This window comes from Massilia sp. UYP11 (genome assembly GCF_050434805.1).
Lineage (GTDB): Bacteria > Pseudomonadota > Gammaproteobacteria > Burkholderiales > Burkholderiaceae_D > Telluria.
This window is the reverse complement of sequence record NZ_JBNDJE010000012.1, coordinates 111,555-129,951: the sequence shown is the minus strand read 5'-3', so window position 1 is coordinate 129,951 and position 18,397 is coordinate 111,555. Positions and strand designations below refer to the sequence as shown.

General features: G+C 67.3%; 14 protein-coding genes and 2 tRNA genes. 10 read left to right on the top strand and 6 right to left on the bottom strand.

The features are described 5' to 3' along the window. Positions 1-23: 23 nt before the first annotated feature. Positions 24-833 (bottom strand): hydroxyacylglutathione hydrolase, encoded by an 810-nt coding sequence (gene gloB / locus ABIB38_RS16625; protein WP_429205476.1) that lies wholly within the window; start codon positions 831-833, stop codon positions 24-26. A gap of 26 nt (positions 834-859) precedes the next feature. Between gloB and ABIB38_RS16620 the strand changes: the two genes are divergently transcribed. The 5 genes from ABIB38_RS16620 (at position 860) to ABIB38_RS16600 (ending at position 3,230) form a co-directional block, all read left to right on the top strand. Beyond that, a complete protein-coding gene (locus tag ABIB38_RS16620; protein ID WP_429205474.1) occupies positions 860-1,630 on the top strand; it encodes a class I SAM-dependent methyltransferase in 771 nt (256 codons plus the stop codon). Continuing rightward, a complete protein-coding gene (gene rnhA / locus ABIB38_RS16615) occupies positions 1,627-2,097 on the top strand; it encodes a ribonuclease HI (protein WP_429205473.1) in 471 nt (156 codons plus the stop codon). The genes ABIB38_RS16620 and rnhA overlap by 4 nt, the downstream gene beginning before the upstream one ends. 76 nt (positions 2,098-2,173) lie before the next feature. Further along, the gene (gene dnaQ / locus ABIB38_RS16610; RefSeq protein WP_429205472.1) at positions 2,174-2,881 is read left to right on the top strand and encodes a DNA polymerase III subunit epsilon; all 708 of its coding nucleotides are present in this window, start codon (positions 2,174-2,176) and stop codon (positions 2,879-2,881) included. 37 nt (positions 2,882-2,918) lie between these two features. After that, positions 2,919-2,993: transfer RNA gene (locus ABIB38_RS16605), tRNA-Val, on the top strand. Between the two features lie 162 nt (positions 2,994-3,155). Continuing rightward, positions 3,156-3,230: transfer RNA gene (locus tag ABIB38_RS16600), tRNA-Val, on the top strand. 88 nt (positions 3,231-3,318) lie between these two features. Here the strand turns inward: ABIB38_RS16600 and ABIB38_RS16595 are convergent. Further along, positions 3,319-3,951 carry a methyltransferase domain-containing protein gene (locus ABIB38_RS16595; protein ID WP_429205471.1) on the bottom strand — a complete coding sequence of 211 codons (633 nt, stop codon included), beginning with the start codon at positions 3,949-3,951 and terminating at the stop codon, positions 3,319-3,321. A 149-nt stretch (positions 3,952-4,100) separates the two neighbouring features. Between ABIB38_RS16595 and ABIB38_RS16590 the strand changes: the two genes are divergently transcribed. Then, a complete protein-coding gene (locus ABIB38_RS16590) occupies positions 4,101-6,080 on the top strand; it encodes an MHYT domain-containing protein (RefSeq protein WP_429205469.1) in 1,980 nt (659 codons plus the stop codon). 16 nt (positions 6,081-6,096) lie between these two features. On the opposite strand, the gene ABIB38_RS16585 is transcribed toward ABIB38_RS16590, so the two are convergent. Further along, on the bottom strand, positions 6,097-6,222 hold the full coding sequence (locus tag ABIB38_RS16585) for a hypothetical protein (protein ID WP_429205467.1): 126 nt from the start codon (positions 6,220-6,222) through the stop codon (positions 6,097-6,099). Positions 6,223-6,782: 560 nt separating this feature from the next. Between ABIB38_RS16585 and ABIB38_RS16580 the strand changes: the two genes are divergently transcribed. The 4 genes from ABIB38_RS16580 (at position 6,783) to cphA (ABIB38_RS16565) (ending at position 13,370) form a co-directional block, all read left to right on the top strand. Further along, positions 6,783-8,180: an amino acid permease gene (locus ABIB38_RS16580; RefSeq protein WP_429205465.1), complete on the top strand. Its 1,398-nt coding sequence runs from the start codon at positions 6,783-6,785 to the stop codon at positions 8,178-8,180. A gap of 120 nt (positions 8,181-8,300) precedes the next feature. Next, complete coding sequence (locus tag ABIB38_RS16575; protein ID WP_429205463.1) at positions 8,301-8,915, top strand: isochorismatase family protein; 615 nt, start codon at positions 8,301-8,303, stop codon at positions 8,913-8,915. 274 nt (positions 8,916-9,189) lie between these two features. After that, positions 9,190-10,644, top strand: a complete 1,455-nt coding sequence (locus tag ABIB38_RS16570; RefSeq protein WP_429205461.1) for an iron-containing redox enzyme family protein — start codon at positions 9,190-9,192, stop codon at positions 10,642-10,644. Positions 10,645-10,736: 92 nt separating this feature from the next. After that, a complete protein-coding gene (gene cphA, locus ABIB38_RS16565; protein ID WP_429205459.1) occupies positions 10,737-13,370 on the top strand; it encodes a cyanophycin synthetase in 2,634 nt (877 codons plus the stop codon). A gap of 534 nt (positions 13,371-13,904) precedes the next feature. Here the strand turns inward: cphA (ABIB38_RS16565) and cphA (ABIB38_RS16560) are convergent. Genes cphA (ABIB38_RS16560) through ABIB38_RS16550 form a run of 3 tightly spaced genes read right to left on the bottom strand, consistent with a single transcriptional unit; the run spans position 13,905 to position 18,276 of the window. Next, positions 13,905-16,493, bottom strand: a complete 2,589-nt coding sequence (cphA, locus tag ABIB38_RS16560) for a cyanophycin synthetase (RefSeq protein WP_429205457.1) — start codon at positions 16,491-16,493, stop codon at positions 13,905-13,907. Continuing rightward, entirely contained in the window at positions 16,490-17,368 is an 879-nt protein-coding gene (locus ABIB38_RS16555) for a cyanophycinase (RefSeq protein WP_429205456.1), read from the bottom strand. Before ABIB38_RS16555 ends, cphA (ABIB38_RS16560) begins: the two co-directional genes overlap by 4 nt. Beyond that, positions 17,365-18,276, bottom strand: coding sequence for an isoaspartyl peptidase/L-asparaginase (locus ABIB38_RS16550; RefSeq protein ID WP_429205454.1), 912 nt, complete (start codon positions 18,274-18,276; stop codon positions 17,365-17,367). The genes ABIB38_RS16555 and ABIB38_RS16550 overlap by 4 nt, the downstream gene beginning before the upstream one ends. Positions 18,277-18,397 lie beyond the last annotated feature (121 nt).

The following is an 18,397-nucleotide window of genomic DNA, read 5'->3' as shown; positions in this document are numbered from 1 at the left end:
GGTCCACGCCGGCGCGTCGTCGCTCAGAACGTGTTCTTCCATTCGCGCAGCGCCGCGAAGGTCTCGGCCGGCGTCGCCTCCGGCGCCAGGCGGCCGGCCTCGACCAGGCTTTGCGCGATGCGCGGCGTGGCATAGCGCAGGAAGGGATTGGTCGCTTTCTCGAGCCCGATCGTCGACGGTATCGTCGGCTGGCCGGCCGCGCGCCGGTCGCCATCGGCCTGCGTCCGCGCGTCGAGCGCGGCATTGCCCGGCTCGACCGCCTGGGCGAAGCGCAGGTTCGACAGCGTATACTCGTGCGCGCAATACACCAGCGTCTCGTCCGGCAAGGTCGTGAACTTGCCGAGCGACGCCATCATCTGGCCCGGTGTGCCTTCGAACAGCCGCCCGCAGCCCGCGCCGAACAGGGTGTCGCCGCAGAACAGCCACGAGGCGTCCGGGTCGTTGCCTGGAGCGCGCACGTAGGCGATGTGGCCCAGCGTATGCCCCGGCACCTCCAGCACGTCGAGGGCAAGATCCAGCCCCGGAACGTCGATGCGATCGCCCTCGCCGAGCGGATGCGTCACGAGCGCGATGCCGTCATTGCGCGGTCCGAACACGGGCACGTCCCATTCCTCGAGCAAGCCCGGCACACCCCCGATATGGTCAGCATGATGATGGGTGAGTAAAATGGCGGTCAGGCGCAGCTTGTGCGCGGCCAGGGCGGCCTTGACCGGCCCGGCCTCGCCAGGGTCGACGATGGCCGCGTTGCTGCCGTCGTGTATAAGCCAGAGGTAATTGTCTTTAAACGCAGGAAGCGTCAATACCGCGAGTTGAGCGGGTACGAGAGTCGTCATGATGAACCGTCAGTCAAAGGGGTTGCATGGATAGCGCATCCGAAAAATCCATTATAGCGCTCGACAACTGGCTGCAATCGCCGGCGGGCGCCTACGTGCGCGCGTTCGAGCAGGCATGCCTGGACGAACTCACGGTGGATATCTTCGGCTTCAACGCGCTGCAGATCGGCGTGCCCCAGCTCGATGCGCTGGCGGCCAGCCGCATGCCCAATAAATGGCAGGCGGCCACGCGCGCCGCGCATGCGGACGAACTCGCGTTTGCCGCGGGCGGCAAGCAGATCGCGGTCGCGGTCGACTTCGAGGAGCTGCCGTTCGCCACCAGCAGCATCGATCTGGTGGTGCTGCCGCACGTGCTGGAGTTCGCCGCGGAGCCACATCAGGTTTTGCGCGAAGTCGAGCGGGTCTTGATTCCGGAAGGGCAGGTGATCGTCTGCGGCTTCAATCCGGCCAGCCTGTGGGGCGTGCGCCAGGGCTTCCGGCGTGTCACGCAGAGCGCCTACCTGCCCGAGTCCGGTGAATTCATTTCTTTGCCGCGCCTCAAAGACTGGCTAAAATTGCTGAACCTGGGCGTGACCCGCAGCCATTTCGGCTGCTACGCCCCACCGTGCCGCACGACCCACTGGCTCAGCCGCTTCGCGATGATGGAATCGGCGGGCGCGCGCTGGTGGCCGTATCTCGGCGCGGTCTACGTGGTGCATGCGATCAAGCGGGTCAAGGGCATGCACATCATCGGTCCTGCATGGAACAAGAAAGCGAGCAAGCGACCGGCGGCAGTGCCGGCCGCGAACAGGGAATGAACGAACAACACACCACTACGGCAGCGACCCCGACCCAGGTCGAGATCTTCACCGACGGCGCCTGCAAGGGCAATCCGGGCACGGGCGGCTGGGGCGCGCTCCTCGTCTCCAACGGCCACGAGAAGGAAATCTTCGGCGGCGAGCCGAACACCACCAATAACCGCATGGAATTGCGCGCCGTGATCGAGGCGCTCGGCGTCCTGAACCGTCCGTGCAAGGTCGTGCTGCATACCGACAGCCAGTACGTGCAGAAGGGCATCTCGGAATGGATCCACGGCTGGAAGGCGCGCGGCTGGAAAACTTCCGCGAAAGAGCCGGTCAAGAACGACGACCTGTGGAAGGCGCTCGACCTGGCGCAGCAGCAGCACGCCGTCGAATGGCGCTGGGTGCGCGGCCACAACGGCCATCCCGGCAACGAGCGGGCCGACGTGCTGGCCAATCGCGGCGCCGCCTCGGTCCGGCGCTAGTCGCCGCAAGGCAAGGGCGGGCTTTGCTATACTGCGGTCCGCTTCCACTCGGTTCCCATCCATCCAGTAGACCACCATGCGCCAGATCGTCCTCGATACCGAAACCACCGGCCTGAATCCTCGCACGGGCGACCGCGTCATCGAGGTCGGCTGCGTCGAAATCGTTAACCGCAAGCTCACCGGAAATAACTTCCACCGCTATATCAATCCCGAACGCGAGTCGGACGAGGCGGCGCTGGCGGTCCACGGCCTGACCACCGAGTTCTTGAGCGACAAGCCGAAGTTCCATGAGATCGCCGAAGAATTGCGCCAGTTCGTGCAGGGCGCCGAGGTCATCATCCACAACGCGCCGTTCGACCTGGGCTTCCTGAACCACGAGTTCACCCGCATCGGCCTGCCGCCTTTCATCGAGCACTGCAGCGGCGTGATCGATACCCTGGTGCAGGCCAAGGAACGCCACCCGGGCAAGCGCAATTCGCTCGACGCGCTGTGCGACCGCTACGAGATCTCGAACGCGCACCGCAAGCTGCACGGCGCATTGCTCGACTCGGAGCTGCTGGCCGACGTGTACCTGGCCATGACCCGTGGCCAGAACTCGCTGACCATGGACGTGGAAGTCGAGAGCGCGAACGCCGGCGATGCGCTCGACGTGGTGCCGCTGGGCGAGATCATCGTGATCGCGGCAAGCGTCGACGAACTGGCGGCGCACGACGAGGTGCTGGCCGGCCTCGACAAGAACGTGAAGGGCAATTGCGTGTGGAGGAATTATTCTCTGCAGGGGTGACGGCGCAGTGATTCTGTGCCATAATACGCCTCGCTTCGGGAGGTTAGCTCAGGGGTAGAGCACTGCATTCACACTGCAGGGGTCGCAAGTTCGAAACTTGCACTTCCCACCAGAATCCACAAGGGCCGGCATGTATGCCGGCCTTCTTGTTTTCGGAGGAGCGATGCAGGCGCCGCTGCTTGTTCGTGGTCTCTCGGGAACACGATGTCGGTGAATAAATTGGTCGATTGCCATTTTGAATAATCAAGACTGTATGGCATAATACGGCCTCGTTGGGAGGTTAGCTCAGGGGTAGAGCACTGCATTCACACTGCAGGGGTCGCAAGTTCGAAACTTGCACTTCCCACCAACAGGATACCGTCGAAACGCCCGCACCATGCGGGCGTTTTGCATTTCTGGCGCCGTCATCACCGGCGCGGTTTTCACCGGCGCCATCATCACCCGCGCTGCTGCTGCTGCGGCATCCCGATCTCCCGCTTGAGTTCTTCCGTGATCGTCCACGCATACAGGGTCTTGTCGCGCACCCGCACGATGCGCTCGGGCGGCCATTGGGCGCCCATGTGAAAATCGTGCGACACGACCCGCGCGCCGACCCGCAACTGGCGCCACAACTGCGGCATCAGCTGCAGGTTGACCTCGAACAGCAGGTACAGCATGACCACGGTGGCCGGGCTGAAATCGGTGCGGAACAGGTCGGCCTGGCGAAAGCGCACGCGGTCCTGCACGCCGGCCGAGCGCGCATTGGCGCGCGCTTCGCGAATACGCTCGGGATCGAGATCGATGCCCACGCCGCGCGCGCCGTGGCGGCGCGCGGCCGAGATCACGATGCGGCCGTCGCCGCAGCCGAGGTCGTATACCACGTCGTCGCGCCCGATCTTCGCCATCGACAGCATGCGCAAGACGATGTCCGGCGGCGTCGTCACATACGGCACCCTGGGCAAGGGCCGCTCGGCGCGCGCGGGCAGGATTGTGGCCGGGGCCAGCGCCAGGCCTGCCAGCGCGGCGCCGCCGTGCAGCAGGGCGCGGCGCTGCTGGACGATGGATAGGGCGGTGGTGCGTTCGTCGGACAAGGTCGTTCCTCCGGGAGCTGGCGTTGAACAGGCGCTGCAAGCGTACCCGATATTGCCGGCCAGGTCGTGTACACTGGCGCCGGCCGGCATGCCGGCACGCCGTCAGGCCGATGAGAATATAAGAATCCAATAAGAGCGGGACTGAACCGATGGTAAACGGGTATTACGAACCCCTGCTGGTCGTTGTGTCGATCCTGGTGGCCATGCTGGCGTCGTACACGGCCCTCAGCCTGGCAATGCGGGTGCGTCAGGCCCAGGGCCGCGCGCCATACATGTGGATCGCCGGCGGCGCGCTGGCGATGGGCAGCGGCATCTGGGCCATGCACTTCATCGGCATGCTGGCCTTCCGCCTGCCGATCCCGGTCGGTTACGATCCCATGATCACCTTCGCCTCCTGGCTGCTGCCGGTGGTCGCCTCTGGCCTGGCGCTGTGGCATGTGCGGCACCGCGCATTCGGGCGCAGCCAGCTGGCCTGGAGCGCGGTCCTGATGGGCCTGGGCATCAACGCCATGCACTACACCGGCATGGCCGGCATGCGCATGGACCCCGCCATCACCTACACCCCGTGGCTGTTCGCGCTGTCGGTCGCGATCGCGATCGGCGCCTCGGCGCTGGCGCTCCAGCTCGGCCTGCGCCTGCGCGAGGATGGCCACGCGCGCGGCGGCGCGCAGCTCGCGGCCAGCGTCATCATGGGCGGCGCGATCGCCGGCATGCACTATACCGGCATGGCCGCCGCCCACTTCGAGGCCGGCAGCGTGTGCCGCGCCGCGCTCGGCGGCGTCGACCAGGATCACCTGGCGGCCCTGGTCACGGTGACCACCGTGGCCCTGCTCAGCATCGCGCTGCTGGCCACCATCTTCGATGCGCGCCTGGAGGCGCGCAACCACACGATCGCCGAATCGCTGCAGGCGGCGGCCGAGCGCCAGCAACTGTATCTCGACGAGCAGCGCGCCCGGGTCGAGGCCGAGAACGTCAGCCAGATGAAGGACGAATTCCTCGCCACCTTGTCGCACGAGCTGCGCACGCCGCTCAACGCCATGCTCGGCTGGTCGCAACTGCTGTTGCAGGGCCATCGCGACGGCGCCATGCTGCGCCGCGGCCTGGAAACCATCGAACGCAATGCGCGCGCCCAGTCGCAGCTGATCGAAGACATGCTCGACATGAGCCGCCTGCTGGCCGGCAAGGTGCGGATCGACGCGGCCCCGATCCAGCCGCAGGACTTCGTCAACGCGGCGCTCGAGACTGCGCGTCCGGCGGCGCTGGCGCGCAGCATCGCCCTGAACGCCAGCATCGACCATGGCGCCGGCCCGGTGCGCGGCGACCTGGCGCGCATGCAGCAGGTGATGTCGAACCTGCTGTCGAACGCGATCAAGTTCACCGAGCCGGGTGGCGTGGTGACGGTCACGCTGCGGATGGAAGAAGGCGACGAGCGCGCTGTCGCGATCGACGTGGCCGACAGCGGCGCCGGCATCGCGCCCGAATTCCTGCCCTATGTGTTCGATCGCTTCCGCCAGGCCGATTCCTCGTCGGCGCGCCGTCACGGCGGCCTGGGGCTGGGCCTGGCGATCGCGCGCCAGCTGGTCGAGCTGCAGGGCGGCGCGATCAGCGTGGCCAGTCCCGGAGAAGGGCAGGGCGCCACCTTCACCCTGCATCTGCCGCTGGCGGCGCCCGGCGCGGTGCCGGCTGCGCGGCTCGAGCCCCTGGCCGGCCTGCCGCTCGCGCCGCCCGAGCTGGCCGGCTTGACGGTGCTGGTGATCGACGACGAACTCGACTCGCTCGAACTCGTGCAGCAGGTGCTGGCCGCCACCGACGCCACGATCCTGACCGCCACCGGCGCGCGCGAGGCGCTGCGGCTGGTCGAGTCGCGCCGGCCCGATCTCGTCATCAGCGACATCGGCATGCCGGTGGTCGATGGTTTCGAGATGATCCGCCGCATACGGTCGATGCCCGATCGCGAGGTCGCGGGCGTGCCGGCCATCGCCCTGACCGCGTTCTCGCGGCGCGAAGACCAGCAGCGTGCGCTGGAAGCGGGCTTCGACGACTACCTGGCCAAGCCGGTGACGCCGGCGATGCTGCTGCAGACGGTGGCGGCGATCGTCGCCCGCCGCAACCTGCTGCGTTCACTGTAGGGTATCGGGCCTCCGTTCAGGTCACGCGTTCGAGCCAGGCGCCCGACCCGGGTGTGGCGCCGTCCTCGCGCCGCACCGGCGTGGTGGAGATCGCCTCCAGGAATTTCTCGCCGCCCCCAGCGCGGGATTGAGCGGATCGCATTCGGCCTCGGCCACGCCAATGCTAAGCTCGTTGGTCGCGATGGCGTCGCGCTCGTTGCCCGCTTCGGCCTGGATCCGCCACAACGGCGCCAGTCGTGGCTGCGCACCGTGTAGGTGCCCCGCGATCAGCTCAGGGCCTTCCTGCACCGTGACGGCGCCTGCCTGCGCATGATGGTGCCCGGTCATGCCCGCCATCTCGTCCAGCAGCGCGCCGCGCGCAAGCGCCTGCGCGAAGCCCGTCTCTCATCGAATGTTGATTTTTGGAAAACACGCGCGGTGGCCCGGCCCGCGATGTTGACGCGAGACGGCGTTTCAGTAGTGCAAATTGCCTGTCGGCACGTAAATTGCAGGAGATTTGTGAGATTGCTTTGATTCGCAACAGCATTCTGGTTATATTTGCACGTCTGCAAAAAGTTGACGGTTTGCAGGTGCAGCAAGCGCGGTTCATGTCAGGCATGCCGGCCCAACAGGCAGGATCAAGAGAGCGTGCCCGCATCACCTGCGGGCACGGCGCAATGACGAGACGCGGGACCACATACCTATTTGATTGGAGAACACGTAGTGAGTATTTTTAGAACCAAGAATCTGGATGCCATGCTGGCCGCCAGCGCCAAGCCGGGCGGACTCAAAAAGGTGCTCGGCCCGACCGACCTGATCCTGCTCGGTATTGGCGCCATCGTCGGCACCGGCATTTTCGTGCTCACCGGCACGGGCGCCGTGACCGCCGGCCCTGCGTTGACCCTCTCCTTCATCGTGGCCGCCATGGCCTGCTGCTTCGCCGCCCTGTGCTATGCCGAGTTCGCCTCGACCGTGCCGGTTGCCGGCTCGATCTATACCTATAGCTACGCCACGCTGGGCGAATTCGTTGCCTGGATGATCGGCTGGGACCTGTTGCTCGAGTACGGTCTGGCCACCTCGACCGTCGCCGTCGGCTGGTCGGGGTATTTCCAGTCGCTGATGTCGGGCTTCGGGCTGGTGCTGCCGGATGCGCTGACCGCCGCCCCGGGCGCCCGTCCCGGCATCGACACCCTGTTCAACCTGCCGGCCTTCCTGATCATGATTGCGCTGACCGCGATGCTGTCGCTGGGCATGCGCGAATCGGCGCGTATCAACAACGTGATGGTCATCATCAAGACCGGCGTGGTGCTGCTGTTCATCGCCGTTGGTGTCGGCCACGTGCGCCCGGAAAACTGGGAACCGTTCATGCCATACGGCATGGGTGGGGTGATGAGCGCCGCCGCGCTGGTGTTCTTCGCCTTCATCGGCTTCGACGCCGTCACCTCGGCCGCCGAGGAAGTCAAGAACCCGAAGCGTGACCTGCCAATCGGCATCATCGGTTCGCTGGTGGTCTGCACCATCCTGTACGTCGTGGTTGCCGCGATCATGACCGGCATCGTGCCGCACCTGGACTTCAAGGGCGTCGACCATCCGGTCTCGCTGGCGCTGCAGGTGGCTGGCGAAAACTGGGTCGCCGGTTTCGTCGACCTGGCCGCGATCCTGGGCATGAGCACCGTGATCCTGGTGATGGCCTATGGCCAGACCCGCATCCTGTTCGCCATGTCGCGCGACGGCCTGCTGCCGTCGAAACTGTCGACCGTGCACCCGAAATACGGCACTCCGTTCTTCGCCACCTGGCTGGTGGGCATCATCTTCGGCCTGATCGCCGCCGTGGTGCCGCTGAACGTGCTGGCCGAACTGGTCAACATCGGCACCCTGGCCGCCTTCACTCTGGTCTCGGTCGCCGTGATCGTGCTGCGCAAGAAGCGTCCGGACCTGCCACGCGCGTTCCGCTGCCCCGGCGTGCCGGTGATCCCGGGCCTGGCGATCGTGTTCTGCCTGGTCCTGATGTCCTTCCTGAGCTGGCATACCTGGCTGGCGTTCGGCATCTGGCTGACGATCGGCGCCGTCGTCTACTTCGGTTACGCACGCCAGCGTTCGTTGCTGAACAAGCCGCAATAAGGCGGAGTAAGACGTTCCCTGCGGCGGGCCACCCCGGCCCGCCGCGTCGCCCTGGCCGGCGCTTCATGGTAATCTGCCAGCTTTGACGCCGCGTGCGCGTCCTCGAAGCGGAGATCTCTCATGAGCGCCATCGTGCTCGGCCAGGGCGATGCCCTCCTGATCGTCGACCTCCAGGTTGACTTCCTTCCCGGCGGCAGCCTCGGCGTGCCGCATGGCGACGGTGTGATCGCGCCGATCAACCGCCTGATCGACTTGTACCGGGCGCGCGCGCTGCCGGTCTACGCGTCGCGCGACTGGCATTCAGTACAGCATTGCTCGTTTGCCGAACAGGGCGGACCGTGGCCGCCGCATTGCGTGGCCGGGACCGAAGGCGCCGGCTTTTCATCCGACCTGCACCTGCCGGACGACGTCATCGTCGTGTCCAAGGCCGACACGGTCGACGCCGACGCCTATTCCGCCTTCAGCGGCACGGGCCTTGCGCGCACGCTCGCCGAGCGCGGCATCCGGCGTCTCGCCGTGTGCGGCCTGGCCACCGATTATTGCGTGCTCAACACCGTGCTCGACGGCCTGGCCGATGTCGAGGTCCTGATCGTGGCCGAGGCCATGCGCGCGGTCGACGTCCAGCCCGGCGACGGCGACCACGCCATGACCCGCATGCTGGCCGCCGGCGCGGTGCCGGTGCGGCTGTCGGAGCATGGCCTGGTGGCCGACGTCGCACTCGGCGCGCGGCCCTGACGGGGCAGCGGCGCATTTCCTGGCGGCGTGCCCGGGCCGGCAACACCGGCAGGCGCACGAGGCGGGAGCAGGGCGACCCGCAAGCGGCGCACGCCGGCAGCCGGCAGGGAAGGGACGCATTGTCATGAGCACTCTGGCAAGCGCTGAGCGCGTCGCGAGATAGCATTTTGTAATCCCTATCTTACACACTCGCAGCGCCCCTACCGATTCTCGCAACATGGCCCAGCTTGGATAATGTCGGTAATCGTCCATAGGACACTTTACGATGCGAGACATGACACCAATGCTGTTTGCCGACGCGCCGCGCGTCGAGGCCGCCCTTCCTGCCACCGCAGAAGGCGCGAAGGATCTGTATTTGTCGCTGTACGCCGATCCGTCGGCAATGCCTGGGCAGGCCAGGGACTTCGTGTCCGGGCAGATCGCGGTCGCGCGCGCGCTGCCGTCCGACCTGCCCGCGAACGTGGACCAGTTGCTGGCGTGGATCGAAGAGCGCACCGATATCGTTGGCCAGCAGTACCGCGACTATCTCGCCGCGCGCAAGAACGGCGCGCCGCGCCGCTATTTCTCGTGCCGCGCGCATGCGCTGTACTTCATCAAGGGCGTGGCGCCGACCAAGCTGGTCGACGGCGCCTGGCTGTACGGCTTGACGCGCCAGTGGGACGACGTCGCCTATCACCCGTTGATCAAGACCTACCTCGAAGAACTGGGCGACGGCCTGCCCGACAAGAACCACGTCACCCTGTACCGCAAGCTGCTGGCCACCCATGGCTGCGAGAGCTGGGAAGACCTGGGCGACGAACACTTCCTGCAAGGCGCGCTGCAGCTGGCGCTGGGCCACCACGCCGAGCACTTCCTGCCCGAAGTCGTCGGCTACAACCTGGGCTACGAACAGCTGCCGCTGCACCTGTTGATCACGTCCTATGAACTCAACGAACTGGGCATCGACCCCTATTACTTCACCCTGCACGTCACCGTCGACAACGCCGCCAGCGGCCATGCGCGCAAGGCGGTGCAGGCGGTACACGACCTGATGCCGAAGGTCGGCGACCGCGACGCCTTCTGGCAGCGCGTGGTCGACGGCTACCGCCTGAACGAGCTGGGGGCCAGCACGACCTCGGTGATCGGCGAATTCGACCTGCAGTCGGAACTGGTCGGCATCCTGGCCGCCAAGAGCGGGGTGGGCAAGAACATGCACTCCGATTACTGCCGCGTCGCCGGCCGTTCGGTCAACGACTGGCTGACGGAACCATCGCAGATCCCGACCTTCCTGGCCGCCCTCGAAGGCGCCGGCTGGATCAAGCGCGGCGAAGACGTCGAGGACAGCCGCTTCTGGCGCCTGGTCGAAGGCGAACGGGCCGAGATGTTCGGCGTGTTCAACGCCTACGAGTTGCAGGTGCTGCGCGACTGGATCACCTCGACCGCCGAAGGCAAGCCGGCCAGCGCCCAGCGCGTGCTCACCGCGCGCGCGCGCCAGCGAACCCTCGACCAATTGGGGCAGGGCGCCGAGCGCAGTCATGCGCATCCGGTGCGCGGCCTGATCCGCCGCCACGCCAACCTGGACGATGCCGACGCCGGTAACGAGCTGCGCCTGCTGGAACAGCAGGTGGCGGCGGCCAACGGCAAGCAGGAGGCGATGCAACTGCTGGGCCGCCTGCTGTCGCCGGAAACGCACCATACGGCGGTGGGCCTGATGGCCACCCGCATATACACGCAACTGTTCGACGCCTGACCCGCCCGCACGGCAACCAGCGGCCGGCATGCGATAGAGAGCGCGTGCCGGCCGTGGCTTCAATATAAAAACGACTATCAAGGGAATCACACGTGCAAATCCTCGAACAACGCTTCCTGCGCGGACCGAACGTCCATGCCGACTCGCCATGCCTGCTGTCGGTGGTCGACCTGCAGGACCTGTACGGCAAGTCCACCGCCGACCTGCCGGGCTTCAACCATGCGCTGATCGAGCTGCTGCCGTCGCTCAATGGCGAGCGCCTGCCCGCCGGCCGGCCCGGCGGCTTCACCCAGCGCCTGAGTGAAGGCACCTACCTGGGCCGCGTGATCGAGCACGTGATGCTGGAGCTGCAAACCCTGGCCGGCGCGCCGGCCACCTTCGGCCGCACGCGGCCGGTGAGCGGCCACCCGGGGCAGTTCAGGATCGTGTGCGCCTATAGTTGCGAAAAGCTGGCCGAGCCGGCCTTCGACCTGGCGCTCGACCTGGTGACGGCGCTGGCGCATGGCGAAGGATTCGAACTGGCCGCGCGCCTCGAAGAACTGCGCGGCATCGCCGCGCGTTACGCGATCGGCACCAGCACCGCCGCGGTGATCGCGGCGGCGCAGGAGCGCGGCGTTCCGGTGCAGCGCATCACCGACGAAGCCAACCTGTTCCTGCTCGGCTGGGGCGTCAGGCAAAAGCGGCTGCAGGCCACCACCACCGGCGACACCAGCTTCATCGCGGTGAAGATCGCCAGCGACAAGCAGCTGACCAAGGCCCTGCTGAAGGAGGCCGGCGTGCCGGTGCCCGAGGGCGACGTGGTCACCACCGTGGAGTCGGCCCAGCGCGTGGCGCGCCGCCTGAACGGGCCGGTGACCCTGAAACCCCTGGACGGCAACCAGGGCAAGGGTGTAACGGTCGACTGCACCACGCCCGACGACGTCGCGCGCGCGTTCGAGTTCGCGCGCCAGTACGGGCGCCGCATCATCGTCGAGCGCCACGTGAAGGGTTGCGATTACCGCGTGCTGGTCGCCGCCGGGCGCGTGGCCGCGGCTTCGCGCCGCCGTCCGGCCCACGTGGTGGGCGACGGCGTCAAGTCCATCCGCGAGCTGGTCGAGATCGAGAACGCCAATCCGGCGCGCGGCGCCGGCCATGCGACCATCCTGACCCGCATCGCCCTCGACGAGCATGCGGCCGACATGCTGTCGCGCCAGGGCTTCGAGTTCGACAGCGTGCCGCCCGTCGGCGTGGTGGCCGAACTGCGCGGCAACGCCAACCTGTCGACCGGCGGCACCGCCGAAGACGTGACCGACCTGCTGCCGGAGTCGACCCGCCTGCTGTGCGTGCGCGCCGCCGCCAAGATCGGCCTGGACGTGGCCGGCATCGACATCGTGTGCGAGGACATCGGCCAGCCGCTGGCGGCGCAGCGCGGCGCCGTCATCGAAGTCAATGCGGCGCCCGGCATCCGCATGCACCAGTATCCGAGCGCGGGCGAGGCGCGCGACGCCGGCCAGGCGATCGTCGACGGCCTGATGGGCACGTCCGACGGCCGCATTCCGGTGATCGCGCTGACCGGCACCAATGGCAAGACCACCACCACCTTGCTGGTCGCGCACGCGGCGCGCATGGCGGGCCGGGTGACCGGCGTGACCACCACCGAGGGCGTCTTCATCGACGGCAAGCAGGTGGTGAAGGGCGACTGCACCGGCTACTGGTCGGCGCGCACGGTGCTGCACGCGCCGGAAGTGGAGATCGCGGTGCTGGAGACGGCGCGCGGCGGGATCCTCAAGCGCGGCCTGGCGTTCGACCGCTGCGACGTGGCGGTGGTGCTCAACATCGCGGCCGACCACCTGGGCCTGGATGGCGTCGACACCGTCGAGGACCTGGCGCAGGTGAAGGCGGTGGTGGCGCAATCGGCCTCGAAGGCGGTGGTGCTCAACGCCGAGGACGCGCTGTGCGTGCAGATGGCGCGCCGCGTCAAGCCGGGCGCGGAAGTGCTGTTCTTCTCGATGGACGCCGACAACCCGGTGCTGCTCAAGCACCTGGAAGACGGCGGCCGCGGCGCCTACCTGCAGGATGGCGCGGTGGTGATCGCCGACGGCCATATCCAGCAGGCCGTGATCAAGGTGGAGAGCATGCCGGTGGCCTTCGGCGGCCTGGCGCGCTTTAACATCGCCAATGCGCTGGCCGCCGCGGTGGCGCTGCTGGCATCCGGCTTTGGCCACCTGCAGATCGCCGCCGGGCTGTCGACCTTCGTCTCGAACGGCCGCACCAACCCGCTGCGCACGAATATGTTCGACGTGCGCGGCGTGACCGTGATCGTCGACTACGCCCACAATCCGGCCGCCTACGCCGCCATGGCCGACATGGCGCGCGGCATGCTCCCGGGTCAACTGGTGGGCATCGTGACCGCCCCCGGCGACCGCCGCGACGGCGACCTGCGCGAGGTCGGCAAGGTCTGCGGCGGCCGCTTCGACGAGCTGGTGGTCTACGAATCGCAGAGCCGCGGCCGCGCCGTGGGCGAAGCGGTCGACCTGATCCTGGCCGGCGCCGAGGAAGTGGTTGGCCTGAGCGACACCTTGCACCGCGAGCTGGAAGTCGACAACGCCATTCGCCTGGGCCTGACCCTGTGCGAGCCTGGCGACGTGCTGGTGTTCGCCTGCGGTTCGTCGCTGCAGGTCTTCGTCGATGCCATCCGCGCGGGGGACCCGGAAAGCGCGGACCTGATCGCGGCGCAAATGGCTTGACCCCGGGCGGTCCACGCCGCCCCTCAATGAGGGTCAGAGTAAAATTGTTGGGCAATTTCCCAAATTCGCCCCGCAATGAATGAGGGTCAGAGTCGAATTGTTGGCCAATAGCTTGGCGGACAATTGGGGTCGGAGTCGAATTAACGGCTCATCCGCAAAAGTTGTCAAACAATTCGACTCTGACCCTCATTAATAATTTGTCCCAGCGTTCATTTATCGCGCCAAACCAGCAGTTGGCTCGGAATGCGCTTATCTCGCCTTTCCTCTTCTCCCAGCAAATGATGACCAACGGCAAGATTGCGACCGTGATTTAATGAGGGTCAGAGTCGAATTGTTGAGCAATTGCTCAGATTCGGCGGCAAATTAATCAGGGTCGGAGTCGAATTATTGGCCAATTGCTTGGCAGATAATTAGGGTCAGAGTCGATTTAGCGGCTCATCAGCAAACGTTGTCAAACAATTCGACTCTGACCCTAATTGGATATTTGCGGACTGGGGGAGGAAGAAAAACGGCCCGTGAGGGCCGTTGGTTTGTTCAGATCGTGGCGGCTTCGATGCGCCGCGCCAGGTCGGGGCGGGTGGGGCGCAGCGCTTCGGTCAGCTCGGAGATCGACGAGCCGCAGCCGAACACCAGCACGTCGCCGGGACGGCACATCGACAGGCCGAGGCGGATCGCGCGGTGCACGTCCAGTTCCACCTGCAACTGCTCGGCGTCGATCTTGCCGAGCTTGGCGCCGCGCGCCAGCAGGGTGGCGGTTTCGCCGGCAGGGCGGCCGCGGTTTTCGGATTCGTAGATCACCAGCTCGTCGAAGCCGGCCGCGCAGGTGCGGCCGATGTCGACCAGGTCGGCGTCGCGGCGGTCGCCCGGTGCGGCAACGACCCCGACCAGGCGGCCCGGCGACATCGCGCGCGCCATCTCGGCCAGGGCGGCGTAGGCCGCGCAGTTGTGGGCGTAGTCGACCACCACCGTCACGCCGTCCACGTCGAACAGGTTCGAGCGCAGCGGATTGTGCTTGCTGTCCGAGACGAAGCCGCGCAGGCCGTCCGCGATCTCGCCCTTGTCGAATCCGCAGGCGATCAAAGCCGCAGCCGCCGCCATCGCGTTGGCGATGTTGTAGCGCGCGCGGCCGCCCAGCGAGGCGGGCATGTCGCGCACGTCCATCAGCGCTTCGTGGCGCAGGCCGCTCGCGATCACGATCGTCGAATCCTCCAGGTAGACCCCGCGTCCGCCGTGCTCCACATGGCGCAGCAGCACCGGGTCCTCGGGGTCGAGCGCGAAATAGATGATTTCCACGCCGTCGGCCAGTTCGCCCGCCATCTGCACGCAATACGTGTCCTCGGCATTGAGCACCACCGCGCGCGAGGCGCGCCTGGCCACCACCGCCTTGACCCTGGCCAGGTCGGCGATGGTGTCGATCCCGTCCAGGCCGAGGTGGTCGGCCGAGATGTTCAACACCACCGAGACGTCGCAGCGGTCGAAGGCCAGGCCACGCTTGAGGATGCCGCCGCGCGCCGTCTCCAGCACCGCGAAGTCGACGTCCGGCGCACCCAGCACGCTGCGTGCCGAGTGGTAGCCGGTGCAGTCGCCTTCGTAGGCCAGCTGGCCGTTCAGGTAGACGCCGCTGGTGGTGGTCACGCCGGTGCGCAGGCCCGTCATGCGCACCGTGTGCTCGATCAGGAGGCTGGTGGTGGTCTTGCCGTTGGTGCCGGTGACCGCCACCACCGGGATGCGTCCGTTGCAGCCCCCGAACAGCGCCTCGACGATGGCGTCGCCGGCGTCGCGCGGCGTGCCGCGGCTCGGGTACTGGTGCATGCGGATGCCCGGCGCCGCGTTGACCTCGATGATGCCGCCGCGCTGATCGCGCAGCGGTCGCGCGATGTCTTCGCAGATGATGTCGATGCCGGCCACGTCCAGGCCGATGGTGCGCGCGGCGCGGATGCAGATGTCGCGCGTTTCTTCCGGCAGCAGGTCGGTCACGTCTTCGGCGGTGCCGCCGGTCGACAGGTTGGCGTTGCCGCGCAGGTCGGCGCTCACGCCATCGGCCAGCACCGTGTCCAGGTCATATCCCTGCCGGGCCAGCGTCTCGTCGGCCAGGGCGTCGAGCGGGATTTTGGTGAGGATGTTGGTGTGGCCGTCGCCGCGCGCCGGGTTGCGGTTCTCGCTCTCGACCAGCGCGCGGATGGTCGACTTGCCGTCGCCCGTCACGTGCGGCGCACGGCGCCACGAGGCGGCCGCGATCTTGCCGCCCGTGACCAGCACGCGGTAATCGCGTCCACGCAGGTATTCCTCGACGATCACGCGCCGGCCATGCTTGCGCGCGAATTCGAAGGCGCGCGCCACGGCATCCGGGCCGACGCAGTCGACGGTCACGCCTTTGCCCTGGTTGGCGTCCAGCGGCTTGACCGCCACCGGCCGGCCGAGGCGGCGCGCGATGCGCTGGGCCGCTTCCACCGTGGTGACGACGTCGCCTTCCGGCACCGGCACGCCGGCCCCGTCGAGCAGCGCCTTGGTCAGCTGCTTGTCGCTGGCGATGCCCACCGCGATCGAGTTGGTGGCGCCGGTGATCGTTGCCTGCAGCCGTTTCTGGCGACTGCCCCAGCCCAGCTGGAACAGGTTCGCCGAGTCGAGCAGGCGCAGGGCCGGAATACCGCGCCGCAGGGCGGCGTTCACGACGGCGCCGGTGCTGGTGCCGATCGCATGGTGCGCGGCGACGTCGCGCAACTCGGCGACGGCCGAGTCCAGGTCGAAGGCCTGGTAGTGGGCCAGCGCTTCGAGCAGGGCGATCGCGGTGCGCAGCGCTTCCTCGGCCACCTGTTCGATCGCGTAGCCGCATACCACGCGGCGGCGCTCGGGCTGGCCCGCGACCGGCAGCGTGGCGCCGTGCTCGCCCGGCGCGCCGGCCAGGCGCTGCAATTCCATCACCACCGGCTCGAGCGCGTCGACCAGCAGGGCGTCGTCGGCCAGGCGCACCGCGGCCTCGAGCGGCAGTGCCGGCAGTAGGTCGAGCAGGCGCGCGGAAAAGCCGCCGCCCTTGGCGCCGACGTTGTCCACCAGCGCCATCAGGCAGGGACTGGCGGCGTACAGATTGGGGCCGCGCAGCAGGCGTTTTTCCTTGATTCTCATGACAGTGTCGTCCGTTTGGTGACGTTTTCCAGGAAGTCCAGCAGCTGGGGCGGCACGCGCTTGCCGGTCTGCTCCTCGCCATTGGGCAGCGAATATTTGCTTCCGGCCGGCAGCAGGTGCAGGCGCACGTCAATCAGTTCCGGCGTGGTGCGGTCCTTGATCTCGGCCACGTTGGTGCTCATCGAGCGGCCGTCGACCACGGTCACCGCGCCTTCGCCCACCACCTCGATGCCCACGCCGCGCTCGATGATCAGGGCCGTGTCCTCGTCGATGCCGATCCCCTGCAGATACGGGTTCTGGGCCACCACCGACAACAGGCGCGACAGGCGCTGGCGTTCCGAAAAGTGCTGGTCGACCACCACGCGGTGCAGGAAACCGAGACCCGCGCCCAGTCTCACCGAGCCCTTCTCGGGCAGCAGGTCGGCACGGCCCTGGGCGAGCATATGGCCCGACATGGCCGAGGCCCCGGCGCTGGTGCCGCCGATCGTGGCGCCGCGCACCTTGAGGGCGATGTGCATCTCGGCGTCCATGGCGGTGCCGCCGATCAGGGCCAGCAGGCGCTTCTGGTCGCCGCCGGTCATGAAGATGCCGTCGGCCTCGGCCACCTTGCGCACGAACTCTTCGCTGTTGGCGTCTTCGCGGCTGGTGATGCCGAGGTGCGCGCGTTCCCTGACGCCCAACGTGCCGAACGCACCGTCGTAGATCTTCCACATCTCGTCGGCGATCTGGCTGGCCGCCGTGATCACCACGACGCGCGCGTCGGCGCCGCCGGCGAGCTCGACGAAGCGGGTCAGGATTTCCATGTCGTGCTTGCGGTCTTCTCCGCCGCCGATGATTACCAGGTGGCCGTTCTTTTGTTCGATTTCTTCGTTCATCGTTGCACCATTTTCGAATAAGGCATGTCAGTGTTGCTGAAGGCGCCGGCCTCATGGCGGCTGACCGCGATCAGTCCGACGTCGATGCCGGGGGCGAACAGGTCGATCCCGCGTTCCAGGGCCTGCGCGAGCGGCATGCCGTCCGCGATCCAGCCGTATACGGTGCGCGCCAGCAGGTGGCGCACGATGTGCTCGCCGATGCCGCTCGCCGCGACCGCGCCTTCGGGCCCGGCATAGAAGCCGCTGCCGACGATCGGGGTGTCGCCGACGCGCCCGAGCAGCGCCGGCGCCGAGCCGCCACTGGAGCAGGCCACCGCGAAGTGGCCGTCGGCGCCGCGCACCACGGCGCCGACGGTGTCGCAGGCGACGCCCTCGGGCAGCTGCAGCGGGGTGTTGTAGTTCCAGAAGCGGTCGAACAGGCGGCTGTTCAGGCCCGGCATGGCCGGCACGGAGCCGGCCAGTTGCGCCATGATCTTGCGGTGGTCGGCGCGCTGGCGCTCCGATATCGGGGCGCTCTCGGGCATGCCGATCGCGCGCGCGAAGCGCGCGGCGCCGTCGCCGGCCAGCATCCAGTGCGGCGTGTCGGCCACCGCGCGCGCCAGCTGCACCGGATTTTTCACCGATTGCGCGCAGGCGACCGCGCCGAGGCGGCCGCGGGTGTCCATGATCGAGGCATCCATTTCGATGGTGGCGCCATCCAGCCCCAGCACCGAACCGCTGCCGGCGTTGAAGCGGCCGTCGTCTTCGAGGGTGCTGACCGCGATGACGGCGGCGTCGAGCGCATCGCCGTTGACTTCCAGCTGCGCCAATGCGCGGCGCGCGGCGAGAACGCAACCATCTTCGTTCCCGCGCGACGCGCCGGCGCCGCCGTGTACCACGACGGCGCCAGCTTGTTGAGGCTTGCTCATCTCGTCCAATCCTTTTGCATTCTTGTTATCTTGAGCGGTCGCGCAGCACAGTGTGCGACCAGCAGACATTATGCAAAAGCAATCGACTGAACCATATCGGTAGCGCCGCCGTGTGATTGTA

Coding starts and splice junctions, on each gene's coding strand:
- gloB (WP_429205476.1), bottom strand. CDS start 833: ATGACGACTCTCGTACCCGCTCAACTCGCGGTATTGACGCTTCCTGCG.
- ABIB38_RS16620 (WP_429205474.1), top strand. CDS start 860: ATGGATAGCGCATCCGAAAAATCCATTATAGCGCTCGACAACTGGCTG.
- rnhA (WP_429205473.1), top strand. CDS start 1,627: ATGAACGAACAACACACCACTACGGCAGCGACCCCGACCCAGGTCGAG.
- dnaQ (WP_429205472.1), top strand. CDS start 2,174: ATGCGCCAGATCGTCCTCGATACCGAAACCACCGGCCTGAATCCTCGC.
- ABIB38_RS16590 (WP_429205469.1), top strand. CDS start 4,101: ATGGTAAACGGGTATTACGAACCCCTGCTGGTCGTTGTGTCGATCCTG.
- ABIB38_RS16585 (WP_429205467.1), bottom strand. CDS start 6,222: ATGCGATCCGCTCAATCCCGCGCTGGGGGCGGCGAGAAATTCCTGGAG.
- ABIB38_RS16575 (WP_429205463.1), top strand. CDS start 8,301: ATGAGCGCCATCGTGCTCGGCCAGGGCGATGCCCTCCTGATCGTCGAC.
- ABIB38_RS16570 (WP_429205461.1), top strand. CDS start 9,190: ATGACACCAATGCTGTTTGCCGACGCGCCGCGCGTCGAGGCCGCCCTT.
- cphA (WP_429205457.1), bottom strand. CDS start 16,493: ATGAGAATCAAGGAAAAACGCCTGCTGCGCGGCCCCAATCTGTACGCC.
- ABIB38_RS16555 (WP_429205456.1), bottom strand. CDS start 17,368: ATGAACGAAGAAATCGAACAAAAGAACGGCCACCTGGTAATCATCGGC.
- ABIB38_RS16550 (WP_429205454.1), bottom strand. CDS start 18,276: ATGAGCAAGCCTCAACAAGCTGGCGCCGTCGTGGTACACGGCGGCGCC.